The sequence below is a fragment of the Streptomyces rapamycinicus NRRL 5491 genome, from assembly GCF_024298965.1.
GTDB classification, from domain to species: domain Bacteria; phylum Actinomycetota; class Actinomycetes; order Streptomycetales; family Streptomycetaceae; genus Streptomyces; species Streptomyces rapamycinicus.
The window spans coordinates 8,860,646-8,878,577 of sequence record NZ_CP085193.1 but is presented as its reverse complement, the minus strand read 5'-3'; the positions used below and the strand labels follow the sequence as shown (position 1 = coordinate 8,878,577).

At 72.1% G+C, this 17,932-nt stretch carries 16 protein-coding genes; 3 read left to right on the top strand and 13 right to left on the bottom strand.

The genetic code is table 11. From position 1 onward, the window contains the following. The 4 genes from LIV37_RS37340 to LIV37_RS37325 all read right to left on the bottom strand — a co-directional run bounded on the left by LIV37_RS37340 (position 1) and on the right by LIV37_RS37325 (position 3,552). The gene (locus LIV37_RS37340; protein ID WP_020872246.1) at positions 1-1,437 is read right to left on the bottom strand and encodes an MFS transporter; all 1,437 of its coding nucleotides are present in this window, start codon (positions 1,435-1,437) and stop codon (positions 1-3) included. Then, positions 1,434-1,862, bottom strand: coding sequence for a MarR family winged helix-turn-helix transcriptional regulator (locus tag LIV37_RS37335; protein WP_121825046.1), 429 nt, complete (start codon positions 1,860-1,862; stop codon positions 1,434-1,436). The genes LIV37_RS37340 and LIV37_RS37335 overlap by 4 nt, the downstream gene beginning before the upstream one ends. 86 nt (positions 1,863-1,948) lie before the next feature. After that, on the bottom strand, positions 1,949-2,911 hold the full coding sequence (locus LIV37_RS37330) for an SDR family NAD(P)-dependent oxidoreductase (protein ID WP_020872244.1): 963 nt from the start codon (positions 2,909-2,911) through the stop codon (positions 1,949-1,951). Next, the gene (locus LIV37_RS37325) at positions 2,908-3,552 is read right to left on the bottom strand and encodes a TetR/AcrR family transcriptional regulator (RefSeq protein WP_020872243.1); all 645 of its coding nucleotides are present in this window, start codon (positions 3,550-3,552) and stop codon (positions 2,908-2,910) included. The genes LIV37_RS37330 and LIV37_RS37325 overlap by 4 nt, the downstream gene beginning before the upstream one ends. Before the next feature lie 149 nt (positions 3,553-3,701). Here LIV37_RS37325 and LIV37_RS37320 point away from each other — a divergent pair, with 149 nt between their 5' ends. Further along, entirely contained in the window at positions 3,702-4,637 is a 936-nt protein-coding gene (locus LIV37_RS37320) for a DMT family transporter (RefSeq protein WP_020872242.1), read from the top strand. On the opposite strand, the gene LIV37_RS37315 is transcribed toward LIV37_RS37320, so the two are convergent. Both LIV37_RS37315 and LIV37_RS37310 read right to left on the bottom strand, forming a co-directional pair. Continuing rightward, a complete protein-coding gene (locus LIV37_RS37315; protein WP_020872241.1) occupies positions 4,575-5,486 on the bottom strand; it encodes an NAD-dependent epimerase/dehydratase family protein in 912 nt (303 codons plus the stop codon). The genes LIV37_RS37320 and LIV37_RS37315 overlap by 63 nt on opposite strands. A gap of 91 nt (positions 5,487-5,577) precedes the next feature. Continuing rightward, positions 5,578-6,387: a YwqG family protein gene (locus LIV37_RS37310; RefSeq protein ID WP_020872240.1), complete on the bottom strand. Its 810-nt coding sequence runs from the start codon at positions 6,385-6,387 to the stop codon at positions 5,578-5,580. Between the two features lie 7 nt (positions 6,388-6,394). Here LIV37_RS37310 and LIV37_RS37305 point away from each other — a divergent pair, with 7 nt between their 5' ends. Next, positions 6,395-7,609, top strand: a complete 1,215-nt coding sequence (locus LIV37_RS37305) for a TerD family protein (protein WP_121825047.1) — start codon at positions 6,395-6,397, stop codon at positions 7,607-7,609. Between the two features lie 50 nt (positions 7,610-7,659). Here LIV37_RS37305 and LIV37_RS37300 read toward each other — a convergent pair whose 3' ends face one another. The 4 genes from LIV37_RS37300 to LIV37_RS37285 all read right to left on the bottom strand — a co-directional run bounded on the left by LIV37_RS37300 (position 7,660) and on the right by LIV37_RS37285 (position 13,478). Continuing rightward, on the bottom strand, positions 7,660-8,856 hold the full coding sequence (locus tag LIV37_RS37300) for an IS110 family RNA-guided transposase (protein ID WP_167525781.1): 1,197 nt from the start codon (positions 8,854-8,856) through the stop codon (positions 7,660-7,662). A 264-nt stretch (positions 8,857-9,120) separates the two neighbouring features. After that, positions 9,121-10,173, bottom strand: coding sequence for an LLM class flavin-dependent oxidoreductase (locus LIV37_RS37295; RefSeq protein ID WP_020872238.1), 1,053 nt, complete (start codon positions 10,171-10,173; stop codon positions 9,121-9,123). A 44-nt stretch (positions 10,174-10,217) separates the two neighbouring features. After that, positions 10,218-11,675 carry an alkaline phosphatase PhoX gene (locus LIV37_RS37290; RefSeq protein WP_020872237.1) on the bottom strand — a complete coding sequence of 486 codons (1,458 nt, stop codon included), beginning with the start codon at positions 11,673-11,675 and terminating at the stop codon, positions 10,218-10,220. Positions 11,676-11,960: 285 nt separating this feature from the next. Next, on the bottom strand, positions 11,961-13,478 hold the full coding sequence (locus tag LIV37_RS37285) for a hypothetical protein (protein ID WP_121824061.1): 1,518 nt from the start codon (positions 13,476-13,478) through the stop codon (positions 11,961-11,963). Between the two features lie 388 nt (positions 13,479-13,866). Here LIV37_RS37285 and LIV37_RS37280 point away from each other — a divergent pair, with 388 nt between their 5' ends. Beyond that, positions 13,867-15,693, top strand: coding sequence for an endonuclease/exonuclease/phosphatase family protein (locus tag LIV37_RS37280; protein WP_020872235.1), 1,827 nt, complete (start codon positions 13,867-13,869; stop codon positions 15,691-15,693). Positions 15,694-15,836: 143 nt separating this feature from the next. Here the strand turns inward: LIV37_RS37280 and dapD are convergent, their stop codons facing one another. The 3 genes from dapD to LIV37_RS37265 form a co-directional block, all read right to left on the bottom strand. Next, on the bottom strand, positions 15,837-16,826 hold the full coding sequence (gene dapD / locus LIV37_RS37275) for a 2,3,4,5-tetrahydropyridine-2,6-dicarboxylate N-succinyltransferase (RefSeq protein ID WP_020872234.1): 990 nt from the start codon (positions 16,824-16,826) through the stop codon (positions 15,837-15,839). Between the two features lie 129 nt (positions 16,827-16,955). After that, positions 16,956-17,525 (bottom strand): TetR/AcrR family transcriptional regulator, encoded by a 570-nt coding sequence (locus LIV37_RS37270; protein WP_020872233.1) that lies wholly within the window; start codon positions 17,523-17,525, stop codon positions 16,956-16,958. Further along, entirely contained in the window at positions 17,525-17,845 is a 321-nt protein-coding gene (locus LIV37_RS37265) for a DMT family transporter (RefSeq protein WP_020872232.1), read from the bottom strand. Before LIV37_RS37265 ends, LIV37_RS37270 begins: the two co-directional genes overlap by 1 nt. Between the last annotated feature and the right edge of the window lie 87 nt (positions 17,846-17,932).

The window sequence follows — 17,932 nt, the reverse complement described above, 5'->3', positions numbered from 1 at the left end:
TCATGAAGCCTTTCGTTGCGCGGAAGAGGAAGAAGAAGAGGAATCGTCGGCACCGATACGGCCCAGCGAGCGGTCCGCGAGCGTCAGCGCCAGGCACAGGCCGGTGACGGCGAGCATGAACCAGGCCAGGCCGTGCAGCCCACCGGTGTCGGCGCGGGCGCCGAAGAAGACGCCATCGGCGCTGGAGGCGACGATCGCGCCGAGGTAGAAGAAGGTGCGGAGCAGCCCCGCCGAGGAGCCCATCCGCTCCGGATCGGCCTGGTGGTACACCGCGTTCTGCAGGGCGAGGTTGATCAGCCCCTGCGGTACGCCGAAGACGAGCCCGATGACGATCAGCAGCCATATCGCGCTGTGCGGCTGGAGCTGGAGCAGCAGGGCGCAGGCGACGATCTGCCCCACGGCCCCCACCAGCAGCTTGCCGCGTACGGCGGCGCGGCGGCCGGTGGCGGTGGACACCGCGATACCGGTCAGGAACAGGGGCAGTTGGGCGAGCCCCGCCTGTGAGGCCGTCAGCCCCCGGCCGTCCTGGAGCCACTGGGTGTAGCCGTACAGAAAGACGTACAAGACGACGGAGAGCAGGAGCGCGCGGGCGTAGGTGAGCAGCAGGGGCAGATTGCCGCCGAAGACCCGCAGATCGATGAACGGCTCGGTCACCCGCAGCTCCCGCACCGCGAACCCGGCCGCCGCCACCGCCATCAGCACCGGCAGATACCACCGGTCGGCTCGCGGCTCCATCAGGAACAGCAGCAGCGAGACGAGCATCGCGGCGAACAGCCCCATGCCGATCAGATCCAGCCGGACGCGCTCGCCGGTGCGTTCCGCCGGGGGCCGGTCCTTCGGCAGACGCCGGACGCCGAGGATCAGACCGGCCACCGCCAGCGGGATGTTGACGGCGAACGTGCTGCGCCAGCCGCCCAGCCCGATCAGCAGTCCGCCCAGGGGCGGCCCGATGACCGCGATGGTCTGGCTGGCGACCGCGAGCGTGGCGAGGATCCCGGCGGGGCTCTCCTGGCCGGTCCGCCGGGCCTCGCCGCGGATGAGGTACATCGAGGCCGGATAGCCCGCGCAGGTGCCGAACCCGAGCACCACCCGCGCGACGATCAGCGTCCCCAGGTTCGGGGCGAACAGTCCGATCAGCCCCGCGATCCCCGTCAGGGTCGCCCCGGCGAGGAAGAGGCGGCGCGGCCCGTAGAGGTCGATCAGCCGGCCCATGACCGGCTGGCCTATCGAGGTGGCCAGATAGAGCGCGGAGACCAGCCAGGCCGTCTGCGACGGCGGTGCCCCGAACGCGGCGCCGATCGGCACCAACGACACCGAGATGATGGAGGAGTTGACCGGGTTCAGTACCGAACCCAGCATCATCGGCGCGAGCAGCCTCCGGTCGAAGGCGCTCCTCGCGTCCGCGCTGCCCTTTCGTCGTGTCAGCCGCTCGATCATGTGCGGCTGAGCCGGTCCAGCAGGGCCAGCGCCTCGAGGATGGCCTCCCGTTCCGCTTCGGTATAGCCGCTCTCCAGGGCCCGGGCGAGCCATTCCTCGCCCGCCCGCCGCTTGTCGGCCAGGAAGGCGCCGCCGGTCTCGCTCACCGAGACCAGCTGCCGCCGCCCGTCGCCGGGATCGGGGCGCCGCTGGATCAGCCCGCGCTCGTCCAGGGCGGCGAGCGTGGCCGCCATGGACTGCGGCCGTACGCGCTCGGCCGCCGCCAGCGCGCTGGCCGAGGCGGGGCCCTCCTTGCTGAGCCTGCTGAGCACGGACGTCTGCGAGGGGGTGAGTTCCTCGAGGTCGTACGTCTCCTTGATCCGGCGCCGCAGCCGGCCGACTACCACGCGGATCTCATGCGCGGCGCGCACGGCGGACGCGGACATGCCGCCAGGGGTCTCTGCCATGCCCCGCACGATATTTCCTTCAGTTCAGGCTGTCCAGTTCAAACTGAACAGGCTGGACTGTCTACCTACCCGGCGAAGGCATCGACGCCCGTGAGCTCGGCCGACAGCGCCCACAGCCGCGCGGCCCGCTCCGGATCGGTGACCCAGGCGCTCACACCACTGCCCAGTTCGGTTCCCTCCGACGCGGGCCCGGCGATGTCGCAGTCCTCGCAGTACACCCCGCCCATGCCCGCGAGCCGCGGCGAGGTCGCCGCCCAGACCTGGGTCGCCGCCCCCTCCTCGGGTGCCTTCCAGCCGACGTTGGTGGGGCTGGCCTCGATCGTCCCACTCAGCTCCGCCAGCTCCTCCGGGGACATGTGGCGCCCCAACTGGGTGGCGATCGTGCCGGGGTGCACGGAGAACGCCCGCACACCGGTGTTCCGACCCAGCGCGTCGAGGCGCAGCGCGAACAGGGCGTTGGCCGTCTTCGCCTGCCCATACGCCTGCCACTTGTCGTACGCGTGCCGCTCGAAGTGCGGGTCGTCCCAGTGGATGTCCGAGAGCTGATGCCCATTGGAGGAGACGGACACCACGCGTGCGCCGCCACGGGCGATGGCGGGCCACAGCCGGTTGGTCAGGGCGTAGTGCCCCAGGTGGTTGATGGCGAACTGGGCCTCCCAGCCGGGGCCCACCCGGGTTTCGGGCGCGGCCATGATCCCGGCGTTGTTGATCAGAATGTCGATATCGCGCCCGGACGCGAGGAATTCCTCCGCGAAGGCCCGGACGCTGCCCAGGTCCGCGAGATCCAGCTCGGCGACCTCCGCGCCCTCGATCCCGCCAAGCGCCTCGACGGCGGTCGCAGGCCGCCGCGCGGGCACGACGACGTGGGCCCCCGCACCGGCGAGAGCCCGTGTCGTCTCCAGCCCGAGCCCCGAATAACCCCCGGTCACAAGTGCGAGCTGCCCGGACAGGTCGATGCCCGCGAGGACGTCACCGGTCGTACTGCGTACCCCGAAACCGGAGCCGATCGCATGCTGTTTGGTCGTCATGCGGGGAACGTACGGTTTTGAGCGCGCTCAAGGTCAAGCGACGCCCCGGGCGACGCGCCCGGGTCAGTCCGCCAGGGCCGCTCCAGCGCCCGTCGGGCCAGCTCACGCGCGGTGGCGACCGGATCGGTGACCACCGAGAGCCCGTTCAGCACCGTGGCCCCCTCGTGGAGCAGCAGCAGCTCGTCCGCCGGTTCGTCGGGGGCCGCCACGCCCGCCTCCTCGCACAGCTGCCGCAGATAGCCCCGCAGCCAGCGCTTCTGGTCGGCGATCACCCGCCGGGCCGGATGCCCGGCGTCCGGCAGTTCGGCCGCCGCGTTGACGAAGCCGCAGCCGCGCGGGTTCTCACGGCGCACCCACTCCGCGAGCGCGTCGAACGTGGCGAGGGCGCGATCCGCCGGGGGCGACTTCTCGACCTCGGCGGTGAGCCATGCCCGCCACCGTTCATCGCGCTCCCGCAGATACGCGGTGACCAGCGCCTCCTTGGAGCCGAAGCGGTCGTACAGCGTCTTCTTGGTGACTCCGGCGCGCTGGGCGATCAGATCCACGCCGACCGCGTTGATCCCCTGCCCGTAGAACAGCTCGGCGGCGGTGTCGAGGATGCGGCGCCCGGCGGGGGTGAGCACATCCGTCCGCGTTTCCATGCCCCGATCGCCTCCTGGGGTTGACGGAGGGGTATACCGATCTGTTTAGTCTAGTGGATGAGGGAGTAAACAGACCGGTATACCCGGAGTCGATTCGCAGTCCCGGCCGGACAGCCCGACCAGGTAGCCAAGACCAGAGCGAGGACCCCATGCCCGTCAGCGCCGCCGTCACCGCCATCGGCCTCGTCGTGATGTGGAGCTCCGGCTTCATCGGAGCCGAGCTCGGCACGCGGGAGGCCGCCGCCGACACCCTGCTGATGTGGCGCTTCCTCGCCGCGGCGGCGGTCCTGGGCGGCGCCTGGGCGCTGCTGAGGCGCCGCAGACTGCGCCCGCGCGCCGTGGCCGAGCAGGCGGTGATCGGAGCGCTTTCGCAGGGCGGCTACCTCGGCGGAATCGTCTGGTCGGTCGGGCTCGGCGTGCCGTCCGGCACCGCCGCGCTGATCGCCGCGTTGCAGCCGCTCGCGGCGGGCGCGCTGGCCGGGCGGCTGCTCGGGGAGACGGTCAGCCCGCGCCAGTGGGCGGGGCTGGCCATCGGCCTCGGCGGGGTCGCGCTCGTCGTCCAGGGCGATCTGTCGGCGGGTCCGGCCGCCCCGGCGTGGGCGTACGGGCTGCCCTTCGCCGCCATGGCGGCGCTGCTGGCCGCGAGCTTCCTCGAACGCAGGGTGCGGGCACCGCTCGACCCCGTGGACGCCATACCGCTGCACTGCCTGGTCAGCGCCGTGCTGTTCACCGGGGTCGCCGTGGCCGGGGGCCATGCCGCGCCCCCGGCGGGCGGGGGTTTCTGGGCCGCGGTGGTCTGGACGGTGCTGCTCTCCACGGTCGGCGGCTACGGCTTCTACTGGCTGAGCCTGCGCCGCAACGGCGTCACCCGCACCAGCGCGCTGATCTACCTCACACCCCCGACCACGCTGGTGTGGGCGTACGCGATGTTCGGGGACGCGCCCGGGTGGACGGCCCTCGCGGGCATGGCGGTGTGCGTGATCGGGGTGACCGCGGCCACCGCGCGCCGCCGCCCCGACCGGTCAGCGCAGCTCGCGGAGGATCCAGTCCGTGATCGAGCGGTGTCGCGGGTGCCAGCCGAGTAGCTCGCGGGCGCGGCGCGCCCGTACGCGGCTGTTGGAGCCCAGGGCATGCCGGGCGAACCGGGGGTCCCAGACGTTGTCCGGCGCGTCGGGGTCCCAGGGGCGGGGGCCGGGCAGGCCGAGGGAGCGGGCGACGGCCTCGGCGATCGCGCCGAACGACTCCTCCCCGTTCTCCACGAAGTAGAAGGTGCCCGGAGGCGTCTTCTCCAGCGCGAGTAGGTACAGGTCGGCGACGTCGTCGACATGGACGGTGGACCAGATGTTGCGGCCGGGACCCACATGGCGGACCACTCCCCCGGCGCGGGCCTGCCGGACCAGTGCGGCGATCAGGACGCTGTCCCGGCCCGGGCCCCGCCCGTGCCCGTAGATCAGGCTGTCGCACAGCACCGCCGACCGCACGCCCCGTTCGGCCGCGCTCAGGACCAGGCGGTCGATGGCCACCCGGGCCGCGCGGATGGGGTGATCGGGCTCCCAGGCCGATCCCGGGTCGAGGACGTCCTCGCCATGGACCGCCTCGGAGGCCTCGCCCTCCGTGCCGGTGCCGACCGTGCTGGAGCCGCTGGTGTGGATCAGCGGCTTGCCCGATCCGGCCAGGGCGGCGATGAGTGTCTCCACGGCCGCGCGGTGGTCGCTGTCGGCCGCGTTGATCACGGCGTCGGCGCGGCGGGCCCGCGCGGCGAGGAGGTCCGTGTCGTCGAGCGAACCCACCACGGGCTCGATGCCCAGCCGGGCGAGTTGTCCGGCCTTGGCCGGATCGCGGGTCAGACCGCTGACGTGGTGGCCTGCCTGGCGGAGGCGTACGGCGACGGTGCCGCCGATGTAGCCGCTCGCGCCGGTGAGGAGGACATGCATGGGAGGGGCGCCTCTCTGACGGGGGTCAGGGCGCAGCATCGACCGGGATTCGGGGGACCCCCAACGGGGTTTGCCGCGACGGCAAACCCCGTCAGCAACACTGCCAGGTGAACAGGGCCTTCTCGAAGCGGCCCGCGGCCAGGTCGTCGGGGCGGATCAGCCAGTACAGCGCGCCGCTGTCGCCCCACATCATGTCCGCGTCCTCATCGGAGTCGAACTGCGCGAGCAGCACCCAGCGCCCCGCCTCTTCCTCGAGCCGCGGGTCCTCCCAGGACACGTCCCGCCCGCCCAGCGCGCCACGGGCCACCACGACCTCCACCGCGCCCTGCACGGACTGGGCATGGCCGCCGATCTGATGGGCGACACCACTCTCGTGGCCCCATATCGCCCTCGTGAACGCCTCCGGGAACCCGTCCTCGCCGAACGCCGCGGTCAGCGCGGGCAGATCGAAGTCGGGGGCGCTCGGGCCGGTCCGGACGGTCAGCGGCACCTCCGGGTACGGGGTGAGACCGGCCGGTGCGGGCCGTTCGGGCGCGCCGGCGGGCGCGGGCGGGAGGTGGAGCACCCGGGCACCGGCCCAGGTGTCCGGGTCGGCGGTGTCGACCAGCGCGTCAACGTCCCCGTCCTCGTCGCCGTAGTAGAAGAAGGCGAGGCGGCCGTCGGCGGGCAGCGGTATGTCCAGCTCCGCCCGGGGCAGCGCGGCGCAGTCCACCTCCGCCACGAACCCCAGCGGGCCGCGCCCCTCCCACACCGGCCAGTCCGTGCCCTCGGGCAGCCGGGGCAGTCCGCCGAGCCGGCCGACGACCGGATCGGCCGCCCCGGCCCCGCGGAGGTGGGCGGCCGGGAAGTCACTCCGCAGGTCAAGGAACCGTAAAGCGGAGACGTTCGTTACCCCGGGCATGACCGCTATGACACCCGGCTCGAACCTCCCCCTCTCCGTCGCGCGCGTGGCGGTTGACGTCACCGCTCCGGTGCGGCTCGACGTATCGGGCCTGCTGCTCACCGCCAACGGCAAAGTGCGTTCCGACGACGACTTCGTCTTCTACAACCAGCCCACCGGACCCGGCGTGACCCACCGCGCCGGGGCGGCGGGCGCGGGCGACACCATCACCGTGGACACCGCCGCCGTCCCCGCCGACATCGAGAAGATCGTGGTGACCGCGAGCCTGGACGCGCCCGGGGCCACGTTCGCGGGCACCGAGCCGACCGCCACCGTGCGCGGCGCCGACGACGGCGCGGTGATCGCCGCGTTCACCCCGCCGCGGCTGGGCAACGAGACCGCGCTGGTGGTCGTGGAGGTGTACCGGCGCAATGGGGCGTGGAAGGTGCGCGCGGTCGGACAGGGGTATGCCAACGGTCTGGCGGGCATCGCCACCGACTTCGGCGTGACGGTCGAGGAGCCCGCCGCCCCGCCCGCCCCCACCACCCCCGCCGCCCAGACGCCGCCCCCGCCGAGCGGTCCGCCCGCCGGTTTCCAGCCCCCGCCGCCCATGCCGTCCGCTCCCCCGGCCGCGGCGCCCGCCGCGGCGGCGGCCCCGGCCACCGGGAAGATCAACCTGGACAAGGGCCGGGTCAGCCTCCAGAAGAACCAGACGGTGTCCCTGGTCAAGGGCGGCCGTCCCCTGCTCAGCTCGGTGAAGATGGGCCTGGGCTGGGAGCCCGCGTTCCGCGGCAAGGACATCGACCTGGACGCGTCCGTGATCGCCTTCGGTGTCGACCGCAAGAAGATCGACGCCTGCTTCTTCGGCAAGCTGGCCATCCTCAACGGCGCCATCCAGCACTCCGGCGACAACCTCACCGGTGAGGGCGGGGGCGACGACGAGTCCATCACCGTCCACCTCGGCGGGCTCCCGGCCGAGGTCACCGGCCTGGTCTTCACGGTCAACTCCTTCTCCGGCCAGAAGTTCACCGATGTGGCCAAGGCGTACTGCCGCCTCCTCGACGCCCAGACCGGCGAGGAACTGGTCCGCTTCGACCTCACCCACGCCGAGCCGCGCACGGGCGTGATGATGGCGAAGATGATCAAGCAGTTCTCGGGCGAGTGGGAGATGACCGCGATGGGCGAGTACGTGGACTCGCGCACCGTACGAGGCATGGCCAAGCCCGCCGGCAAGGCTCTCTAGGGACTGTCCGGGCGCCGACCCGGTCACCGAAGGACTTCCCAATCGTGATGTCAAGCCGCAGTCGTGACGGGAGGTGAACCTTGGTAGCACTGTCCGTCACGGATCATCGCCCACAGGACGTTGAGCCTGCGGCGGGCGAGCGCGAGCAGGGCCTGCTTGTGGCCCTTACCCTCGCTTCTCTTCCGCTGGTAGTACGCCTTGGACGCGGGGCATTTCGTGATGCTGACCATCGCCGAGAGGTACATCGACCGCAGCAGTCCGCGGTGGTAGCGCCGGGGGCGGCGCAGGTTGCCGCTGACGCGGCCGGAGTCACGGGGCCTGGGGGCAAGGCCGGCGAAGCCGGCCAGGCGGTCGGCGCTGCCGAAGGCGTCCATGTCACCGCCGGTCGCGGCGATGAATTCGGCGCCGAGCTTGGGGCCCATACCGGGCAGGCTACGGATCACCTCGGCGTGCGGATGCTCGCGAAACGTGGCCTCGATCAGGGCGTCAAGCTCGACGATCTCCTCATCAAGGGCCATCACCCCCTTCGCGAGGCGGACCACCATGGCGGCCGCCAGCTTCTCGCCGGGCAGTGCGGTCATCTGGGCCCGGGCGGCCTCCACAACCGTCTTCGCCAGCGCCGCGGCACCGCGGACCTTGCGGTTCTTCAGCCAGGTCTCGATCCGCTGGACGCCGGCGCGGCGGATCGCGGCCGGGGTCTGGTAGCCGGTCAGCAGCATCACCGGGCCTTTATTGACCAGGTCCAGCGACCGCTCCAACGCGGGGAAGATCTCCAGCAGTTGGGCGCGGAGCCGGTTGATCTGCCGGGTGCGGTCGAAGACCACGTCAAGGCGCCGGTTGGTCAGCGTGCGCAGGTCGACAGCGATCTCGTCACCGGGCCTCAGCAGCCCGAGGTCCCGGCGAACGCGGGCCTGGTCGGCGATGACAAAGGCGTCCTTCGCGTCCGTCTTGCCTTCGCCCTTGTAGGTGGCCGAGGCACGGTGGACTGCCAGGCCGGTCAGATAGGCCATCGGCTGATCGTGGCTGAGGAGCAGGCAGATCAGCAGGGCAGCTCCGCCGTGGTTGAGATCGACGGCCCACAGCACGTCCGCGGATATCGCCAGGACATCGCCGATGAGGTGAAGCAACTCGGTCTCATCGTTCAGGACCCGGCGCGACAGCAGCCGTTCGCCGTCCGCGTTGATCACCACGCAGTGGTGGTGTTCCTTGCCGATGTCCACTCCGGCCCAGATCTCGGGCACGGCCACCTCCGCCAGCTCGCCGTCTCACATGTCACCCGCAGACGACCTCGCCGACGTTGTCCTACAGCAGCGATCGAGTCGCGTCTCCCAATTGGCGGTCGAGTCGTCGCGGGGTCCCGGGCGGCCAAGTCCTTTGAGCCTTGCCAACGGCGCCCACATGCCAGCCATACCCAGAACCCCTGGGCCCTCCGATCTTACGAATGACCAGAGCAACCACCCTTGAAAGGTAGGACATGCGCATGCCGCTCTGCGAGAGCCGCGTGCGCGGCGTCAAAGTCCGGCCCCACCGCCGACGGCCTCGGGGTGTGCGGTGGACAGCCCCGCCACGCGGGCCAGGCGGCGGTAGGAGTCCAGGAGGGCCTGGCGGTCATAGGTGCTCGTCGTGACCAGCACCTCGTCGGCGTCGCTGCGCTCGATCAGCTCGTCGAGCACGGCGGCGACCTCGTCCTCCGTGCCGTACAGCTGGCCGCGCAGGCCCCGCTCGTAGAAACCGCGCTCCTTCTCGGTCATCTCCCGGGCCTCGATCTCCGGGGCCGGGGCCAGCGGCGGGAAGACGCCGTGGGTACGGGAGTGGGCCATCGACCACGCCTCGGGGAGCAGCAGTCCGCGGGCCTCCTCCGTGGTGTCGGCGACCGCGACATTGCCCGAGACGACGACGTACGGGGCGGAGGACCACGCGGAGGGGCGGAAGCCCGTGCGGTAGCGGTCGATCGCGCGCAGCATCTCGTCCCGGCCGCGTAGATCGCCGATGACCAGGGACAGTCCGGCCCGCGCCGCCAGATCCGCGCCGGCGCCGGTGGCCAGGACGAAGACGGGCAGCCGTAGCCCCTCCGCCGGGTGGGCGTGGACCTGGGGGTGGGCGTCCTGCTCACCGGTGAACCAGCCGAGCAGCTCGTCCAGTTGGGCGCCGAAGTCCCGCGCGGCGTCCTTCTCGGCGCCCAGGGCGCGGCGGATGCCGTCGGTGAAGCCGACGGAGCGGCCCAGGCCCATGTCGATCCGGCCCGGGAAGAGGGATTCGAGCACCCCGAACTGCTCCGCCACGACCAGCGGGCGGTGGTTCGGCAGCATCACACCGCCCGTGCCCACGCGGATGCGGACCGTCGCCGCCGCGACCGCGGACGCCAGCACCGTGGGCGCCGAACCGGCCACGCCGGGCACGCTGTGGTGCTCGGAGACCCAGAAGCGGTGGTAGCCGAGCGCCTCGGCGGCTTGCGCGAACCGTACGGTGTCGCGCAGCGCCTGCGACCGCTCCCGCCCCTGGCGGGTGCGGGAGCGGTCCAGGATGGAGAAGGGGGTGGTGCGCAGACGTGAGGTCACCCTCATGTCAACGCGTGCCCCGGCCGGGACGATTCCCCCGGCCATGGGCCTCAGCGCTGGCGGCGCCAGGGGCCGGTGATCGCGAGCATGATGCCCGGCACCTGGATGTTGGCGTACAGCGTCGAGCCGTCGGGCGAGAAGACCACACCGGTGAACTCGCTGAACTCCGGCTCCTCCGCGCTGCCGATGTTCAGGTCGTTGCGCGCGATCGGGTACGTGCGGCCGTCCTCGGTGGCGCCGAAGAGGTGCTGGATGCCCTCGCCGTCCTCGGCGATCACCAGACCGCCGTACGGCGAGACCGTGATGTTGTCCGGGCCGTCGAAGGCGCCGTCCTTCGACGGGTCGGGGTTGACGCCCAGCAGCACCTTGAGGGTGAGGGTGCGGCGCTTGGGGTCGTAGAACCAGACCTGGCCGTCGTGCTGGACCGGGCTCTCCTCACGGGCGAACGAGGAGACGATGTACGCGCCGCCGTCCGCCCACCACATGCCCTCCAGCTTGCGGGCCCGGGTGATCTCGCCGTCCTTGAACTGCTTGCGCACCGAAACCGACTTCGCGTCGCGGTCCGGCACCGGCTCCCAGTCCACACCGTAGACCGTGCCGGTCCTGGTGGCGCGGGACAGGTCGTCCACGAAGTTGCCGCCCGAGTCGTAGCACTTGGGCGCCTGGAGCACGCCCGCGTCGTCCTTGAGCGTGTCGAGCTTGCCGCGGCCGTGCTCGAAGCCGTGCGGCGGGACCCAGCGGTAGAGGAGGCCGTTCGGCCCTGAGGCGTCCTCGGTGAGGTAGAGGTGGCCGCGCCCCGGGTCCACGACGACGGCCTCGTGGGCGTACCGGCCCAGGGCCTTGATCGGCTTCGGGTCGCGGTTGGCCTTGCGGTCGTGCGGGTCGACCTCGAAGACGTAGCCGTGGTCCTTGGTCATGCCGTTCTGGCCGGCCTTGTCCTCGGTCTCCTCGCACGTCAGCCAGGTGCCCCAGGGGGTGCGGCCACCGGCGCAGTTGGTGGCGGTGCCCGCGATGCCGACCCACTCGGTGACGTGGTCGCCGTGCTTGGCCACCTCGACCACGGTGCAGCCGCCGGAGGCCGCCGGGTCGTAGACCAGGCCCTCGGTCAGCGGGACCGGGTGCGGCCACTTGCTGCGGGGGCCGGCCAGCTCGTGATTGTTGACCAGCAGCGTCGCACCGCGCGAGCCCTCGAAGGTGGCGGTGCCGTCGTGGTTGGACGGGGTGGACTCGCCGGACTCCAGCTTCGTCTCACCGGTACGGGTGATGATCTTGTAGCGGAAGCCCTCGGGGAGGGCCAGGATGCCCTTGGGGTCCGCGATGAGCGGGCCGTAGCCGAGCGACGAGCCGCCGTGGCCCTGGTGGCCCTCGACCCCCGCGACGCCCTCCTCCGTCGCCTCGGCGGCGAGCGCGCCGGGTGCGGTGGCGAGCACCCCCGCACTTCCGACCAGGGCGAACCCGGCCCCGGTGTACGCGGAACGCCTCGCGAAGTCTCTTCGGCTGAGCGGCATGTCATCTCCCGAACGCAGGATGGTGTCCTCCGGACTGCGGCCATACGTTCCCGTCCCCGGCCGAACATCAGTTGAACGGCGCGCGACATCAACGGACGAATGGCAGCCGATCCCATATACGGTGCGTGGGCCGATACGGCTCTACGCAGCGCGCGCTCCCCCGCTACCAGGGGCTCCACCCCTGGCCCCCGGGGTCTGGGGCGGAGCCTCAGTTTCGGGAAGGGGCAGGGAGGGGAACACCCCCGCCGCAGGCGCACCCTCCCTCCAGCATCCCTCTTGGCGCGGCTATGCCCTTGAGCGAGCCTTGAAGGCGGCCTTGCGGGCCTCCTTCGCGGCCTTCTTGTCGGGGTGCAGGCGCCCCATCGCCTCCAGCACGTCCGCCGTCGCCGGGTGGTCCACCCGCCACGCCGAGTCGAAGAAGCTCCCCGACTGGTCGACCAGGCCCCGCACCAGGTCGCGCAGCTCCGCCGAGTCGCCCTCGGAGGCGAGCTGGGCCGCGAGGGTGTCCACGGTGAGCCAGAAGACCATCTCCTCCGACGGCTCCGGGACGCCCGTCACTCCGTGCTCGGCCAGCCAGACCCGGGCCAGCCCGCCCAGGTGGCGGTCGTCGAGCACCTCGCGCAGGGCGGGCTCGGCCTCGGTCCCGGTCAGCGAGAGGGTCTGCTGGCAGGTGAGGCGGCGCAGCGGCGCGTCCTCGTCGTCGCCGCGGGCGGCGGCCAGCAGCTCGCGGGCGGCCTCCTCGGGCGTACGGCGGGCCAGCCACTGCTCGGCCTCGGCCTGCGCGGCGGGCTCGGGGCGGCCGGGGAGGGCGTCCAGCAGGACGCCGGCGCCCTTGTCGGCCAGGTCGCCGACGGCCGGGGCATCGATGCCCGCCTCGAGCATCCGGGCCCGTACGGCGTAGACGCCGAGCGGGGTGAGCCGGACCATGCCGTAGCGGGAGACGTCCTCGTCCTCGGGCTCCTGGGCCGTCTCGGGCTCCTGGATCCGGCCCTCGCCGTCGACCTCCTGGATCAGCGCCTCGTCCACCGGCTGGTAGTCGACGAGGCCGGTCGGGGCGAGCAGCCGGAACTGGTCGTCCAGCCGCACCATCGCCTCGGAGACTTCTTCGAGGATGTCGTCGGTGGGCTCGTCCATGTCCTCGGGGACGATCATGGAGGCGGCGAGCGCGGGCAGCGGTACGGGGGCCGTGGCGGCCTCCTCGTCCAGGGCGGTCAGCAGATAGAGGTTGCCCAGCACCCCGTCGAGGAATTCGGCCTCCTCCTCCGGGTTCCAGTCGAGCGCGTCGAGGTCGAGCTCACCGCTCTCGCTGATCTGGGCGGCGATGTCGCTCAGATCGGGGGCGGCGGCGTCGGCCAGCACCGTTTCGAAGCCGTCCAGCCAGATGTCCAGGACGTCGCGGGGGCCGCCCTCGGTGATCAGCCGCAGTTCCTCGCCGCTGGTCGCGACGGCGGGGAACTCGTCCTCGGCCGTCGCCTCACCGTTCGCGTCAACACCGGCACCGTCGCCGTCGCCGTCGGCCCCCGCCGGCTCCTCGATCTCGACCAGCCCGGTGTCCACCGCCAGCTGCCACGCCTGCGCCGCGTACAGCGGCCCGTCCTCGTCCCCCGCGAGCTCCAGCAGCTCGGTCGCCTCCCGCAGCTCGCCCTCCGGCAGCGCCCCGCCCGACGCCACCGGCTTCCCCTTCTCGGCCCAGCGGGCGAGCCGGACCGCGCGGGCGAGCAGCGGCGTGGCGAGTGCGTCCCGCGCGAGTTCCGCGTCGGTGCGAAGCCGCACGGGCGGCATGGTGGGGCGCTCTTCTGGCATGGGCGGACGTCACTCCTCGAGGGCACGGAAGTCGCGGGCGCGGAGGTCGCGGGCGCGAATGCGGGGCTATGGGGCTGTGGGGCCATGGGTCCACGGGACCGCGGAGCCATGGGGGTACGGCGATGCGGGGTGTACCGGCGCGGGTGCGCGGATACGGCCCGGACCCCAGCGTAGACGGAACGGGACGGCACTTTCGTCCCGATGTGGTCCGCGCCCCGTCCCGCGCCCCCTCCCGCACCACATCCCGCGGCCCTCGTTCATGTTTCCGCCCCACTTCCGCCATGCCCGGGCCACCCGTCCTCCCTTGACAACTTCCGTGGCGAGGAAAGAGATTGACGCGCGTAGAGGCACATCCCTCGCCGTTCACTCCTTTCCGGAGGCCACCACCATGTCCCTTCGCGCCCCGCGCGGACCCGTCGCCCTCACCGCCGTCGCCGCCTCGGCCCTCGCGACCGGGCTGCTCGCGGTGGGCTCGCCGGCCTCCGCCGCCGAGGTCCGCATCCATGACATCCAGGGCAGCACCCGGATATCCCCGCTCGCCGGACAGCAGGTGAGCGACGTCCCCGGCACGGTCACGGCGATACGCGCCTTCGGCTCCTCGCGCGGCTTCTGGATCCAGGACACCAGGCCCGACAAGGACGCGGCCACCAGTGAGGCGATCTTCGTCTTCACCGGGTCGACCACGCCCTCGGTCACCGTGGGCGACTCGGTGCTGGTCTCCGGGTCGGTGTCCGAGTACTACCCGGGCGGCAAGGACGCCGGTGGGCAGTCGCTCACCGAGCTGACCAAGGCGGCCTGGACGGTCCGGTCCTCCGGCAACGCGCTGCCCGCCGCCTACCGGCTCGGCCCCGCCACGGTCCCCGACCGCTACGCCCCGGACGCCGGCGGCGGCTCCGTCGAGGGGCTGACGTTGCGGCCGCGCTCGTACGCCCTGGACCGCTACGAGTCGCTGGAGGGCATGCGGGTCTCGGTCGAGAACGCCCCCGTGGTCGGCGCGACCAACACCTACAAGGAGCTGTGGGTCACCGCCGAGCCCCGCCACCAGCGCACCGCGCGCGGCGGCGCCCTCTACGACTCGTACCGCGACCCGAACGCGGGCCGGGTGAAGGTGGTCTCGCTCCTGCCCTACGCCCAGCTCCCCTTCCCCGTGGCGGACGTCGGCGACGCGCTGACCGGCACCACGGCCGGGCCGATGGACTACGACAACTTCGGCGGCTACACGATCGCGGCCACCGCGATGGGCGAACTGGCCGACCACGGCCCGCGGCGGGAGACCACCCGTAAGCAGAAGGCGGACGAACTCTCCATCGCCACCTACAACGTGGAGAACCTCTCCCCCAAGACCGCCCAGTCGAAGTTCGACCGGCTGGCCACCGGTCTTGTGGAGCACCTCGCCTCGCCGGACATCGTCGCCCTGGAGGAGGTCCAGGACGACAACGGCGCGACGAACGACTCGGTGGTGAGCGCCGACGCCACACTGAAGAAGCTCACCGACGCGATCAAGGCGGCGGGCGGTCCCGGGTACGAGTGGCGGCAGATCAACCCGGTGGACGACCAGGACGGCGGCGAGCCGGGCGGCAACATCCGCGTGGCGTTCCTCTACAACCCCGAGCGGGTGTCCTTCACCGACGTCCCCGGCGGCGACTCCACCACCCCCGTGAAGGTCGAGAAGAAGGGCGGCAAGGCCACGCTGTCGGCCTCCCCCGGCCGTATCGACCCGGCGAACGGCGTCTGGAAGGACAGCCGCAAGCCGCTGGCCGGGCAGTTCTCCTTCCGGGGCCACCCGGTGTTCGTGGTCGCGAACCACTTCAACTCCAAGGGCGGCGACCAGGGCCTGGACAGCCGCTTCCAGCCCCCGGCCCGCTCCTCGGAGACCCAGCGCACCGGGCAGGCCACGGCGGTCAACACCTTCGTCAAGTCGCTGCTCAACGCGGACCCGAAGGCGTCGGTGGTCGTCGCGGGCGACCTCAACGACTACCAGTTCTCGCCCGCGCTGGCCGACCTCACCGAGGGCGGTGTGCTGACGGACCTGGTGACCCGGCTGCCGAGGGACGAGCGCTACGGCTATGTCTACAACGGCAATTCGCAGGTGCTGGACCACATCCTGACCAGCCGCGCGCTGCGCCGGGCCGACTACGACATCGTGCACATCAACGCCGAGTTCTCGGACCAGTCAAGCGACCACGACCCCCAGGTGGTACGAGTGCGCCCCTAAGGGGCGCACTCCGGTGGGTGACCGTTGTGGGCAATCGTTCCTCCCCCAGCTACCGCTGGGAGGTGCCCCCTGGCGGAACGGGTGGGCACAACACCACCCACCGGCCCGCACCCCGCAACGAAACCCAAGGCGCGCGCCCAACCTCAGTTGTGGCGGTGCAACGCCTCGTTCAACCCGCCCCAAGAACCCGTCCGAGGCAGCGCCTCCACCGTGCCGGTGATGGAGTTGCGGCGGAAGAGCAAGTTGTTGACGCCGGACAGCTCCAGGGCCTTGGCGAGCTTGCCGTCCGGGAGCGTGATGCGGGTGCCCGCCGTGACGTACAGCCCCGCCTCGACGATGCAGTCGTCGCCGAGCGAGATGCCCAGGCCCGCCTCGGCGCCGAGCAGGCAGCGCTCGCCGATGGTGATCGTCTGCTTGCCGCCGCCGGAGAGGGTGCCCATGATCGAGGCGCCGCCGCCGATGTCGGAGCCGTCGCCGACCACGACGCCCGCGCTGATCCGGCCCTCGACCATGGAGGTGCCGAGCGTCCCGGCGTTGAAGTTGACGAAGCCCTCGTGCATGACCGTGGTCCCGGGGGCAAGGTGGGCGCCGAGCCGGACCCGGTCGGCGTCGCCGATGCGGACCCCGGCGGGGACGACGTAGTCGGTCATCCGGGGGAACTTGTCGACACTGGTCACCGACAGCTGCAGCCCCTCGGCGCGGGCGGCGAGCCGGGCCGGCTCCACCTGGTCGGCGGCGACCGGGCCGAGCGAGGTCCAGGCGACGTTGGCCAGCAGGCCGAACTGGCCGTCCAGGCTCAGGCCGTGCGGCTTGACCAGCCGGTGGCTGAGCAGATGCAGCCGCAGATAGACGTCGTGCGCGTCCCTGGGCTTCTCGTCCAGCGAGGCGATGACCGTGCGGACGGCGACGACCTCGACGCCGCGCCGGGGGTCCGGTCCGACCGCCTTGAGGGCGGTCTCGCCCAGCAGCCGCGTGGTGCGCTCGGCGTCGAGCCGCTCGGTCCCGGCCGGGCGGGGTTCGGCGGTCAGCTCGGGGGCCGGGAACCAGGTGTCCAGGACGGTGCCGTCCTCGGTGAGGGTGGCGAGACCGGCGGCGACGGCGCCGGTGGGGGCGGTGGTGGGTGCATCGGTCATGGTCAGAACGCTAACCGGAGCCGGGCCCGGGAGGCGAACCGGTCTCAGCGAGCGGTCCCGGGCGGTCCGCTGTGCGGTCCCGCCGAGCAGGCGCCCGTGCGGTCCCGCCGAGCGGGCGCCCGTGCGGTCTCAGCCTGCGGGCGGCCCGTCGTCGCCGTCCCCGCCCATGATCCGCGCCAGCGCGGCGCGGGTGTCCTCCCGGTCGTACGGGCGGTCCGCAAGCAGCACCTGCAACGTCAGCCCGTCGATCAGGGCCACCACCGCGCGCGCCGTGGCCGCGTCGGGCACCAGTCGCGTCAGCATCCGGGCCATCTCGTCCAGGCACTCGGCGGCGAGCGGCCGCAGCCCCTCATGGCGCAGCGCGGCGAAGTACAGCTCGTACTCCAGCTCCATCCGCGCCCGGTCGTCCGTGAGCTGCTCCCCCAGCCACCGGGCCAGCTCGTCGGCGGGCGGCGCGGCCGGGTCGACGCCCTCCACCCAGTGCTCCACCTCCGCCAGCCACTCCGCGTTGATCTGGCGGAGCGCCGCGATCAGCAGGTCGTCGAGGGTCGCGAAGTGGTAGGTCGTCGAGCCCAGCGGCACATCGGCCGCGGCGGCCACGGCCCGGTGGCCGAGCCCCGCGATGCCGCGCTCGCGGACCACGGCGGCCGCGGCGTCGATGATCCGCTGCCGCCGCTCGGGGTCGTAGCGGCGGCCCATCAGTGGGCGCCGTTCAGATTGAGCACCACCACACCGGCGATGACCAGCAGTACGCCCAGCACCTTGGCGGCGGTCATCGCCTCCCCCAGGAAGAGCATGCCGATCGCGGCGATGACGGCGGTCCCGGCCCCGGACCATATGGCGTAGGCGGTGCTGACGGAGAGGGACTTGAGCGTGTGCGCGAGCAGCACGAAGGAGAGCAGATAGCCCGCGCCGGTGGCCAGCGAGGGCCAGAGCCTGCTGAAGCCTTCGCTGTACTTCATCGAGGTGGTCGCCAGGATCTCGGCCAGGATTGCCCCGGAGAGCGTCACATATGCCATGCGTACAAGCGTACACAACGATGCGTACGGCCGTACACAACCAGCCGCGGCGGGTCCGGACAGCGCCGGGTCCGGACATACGAGCGG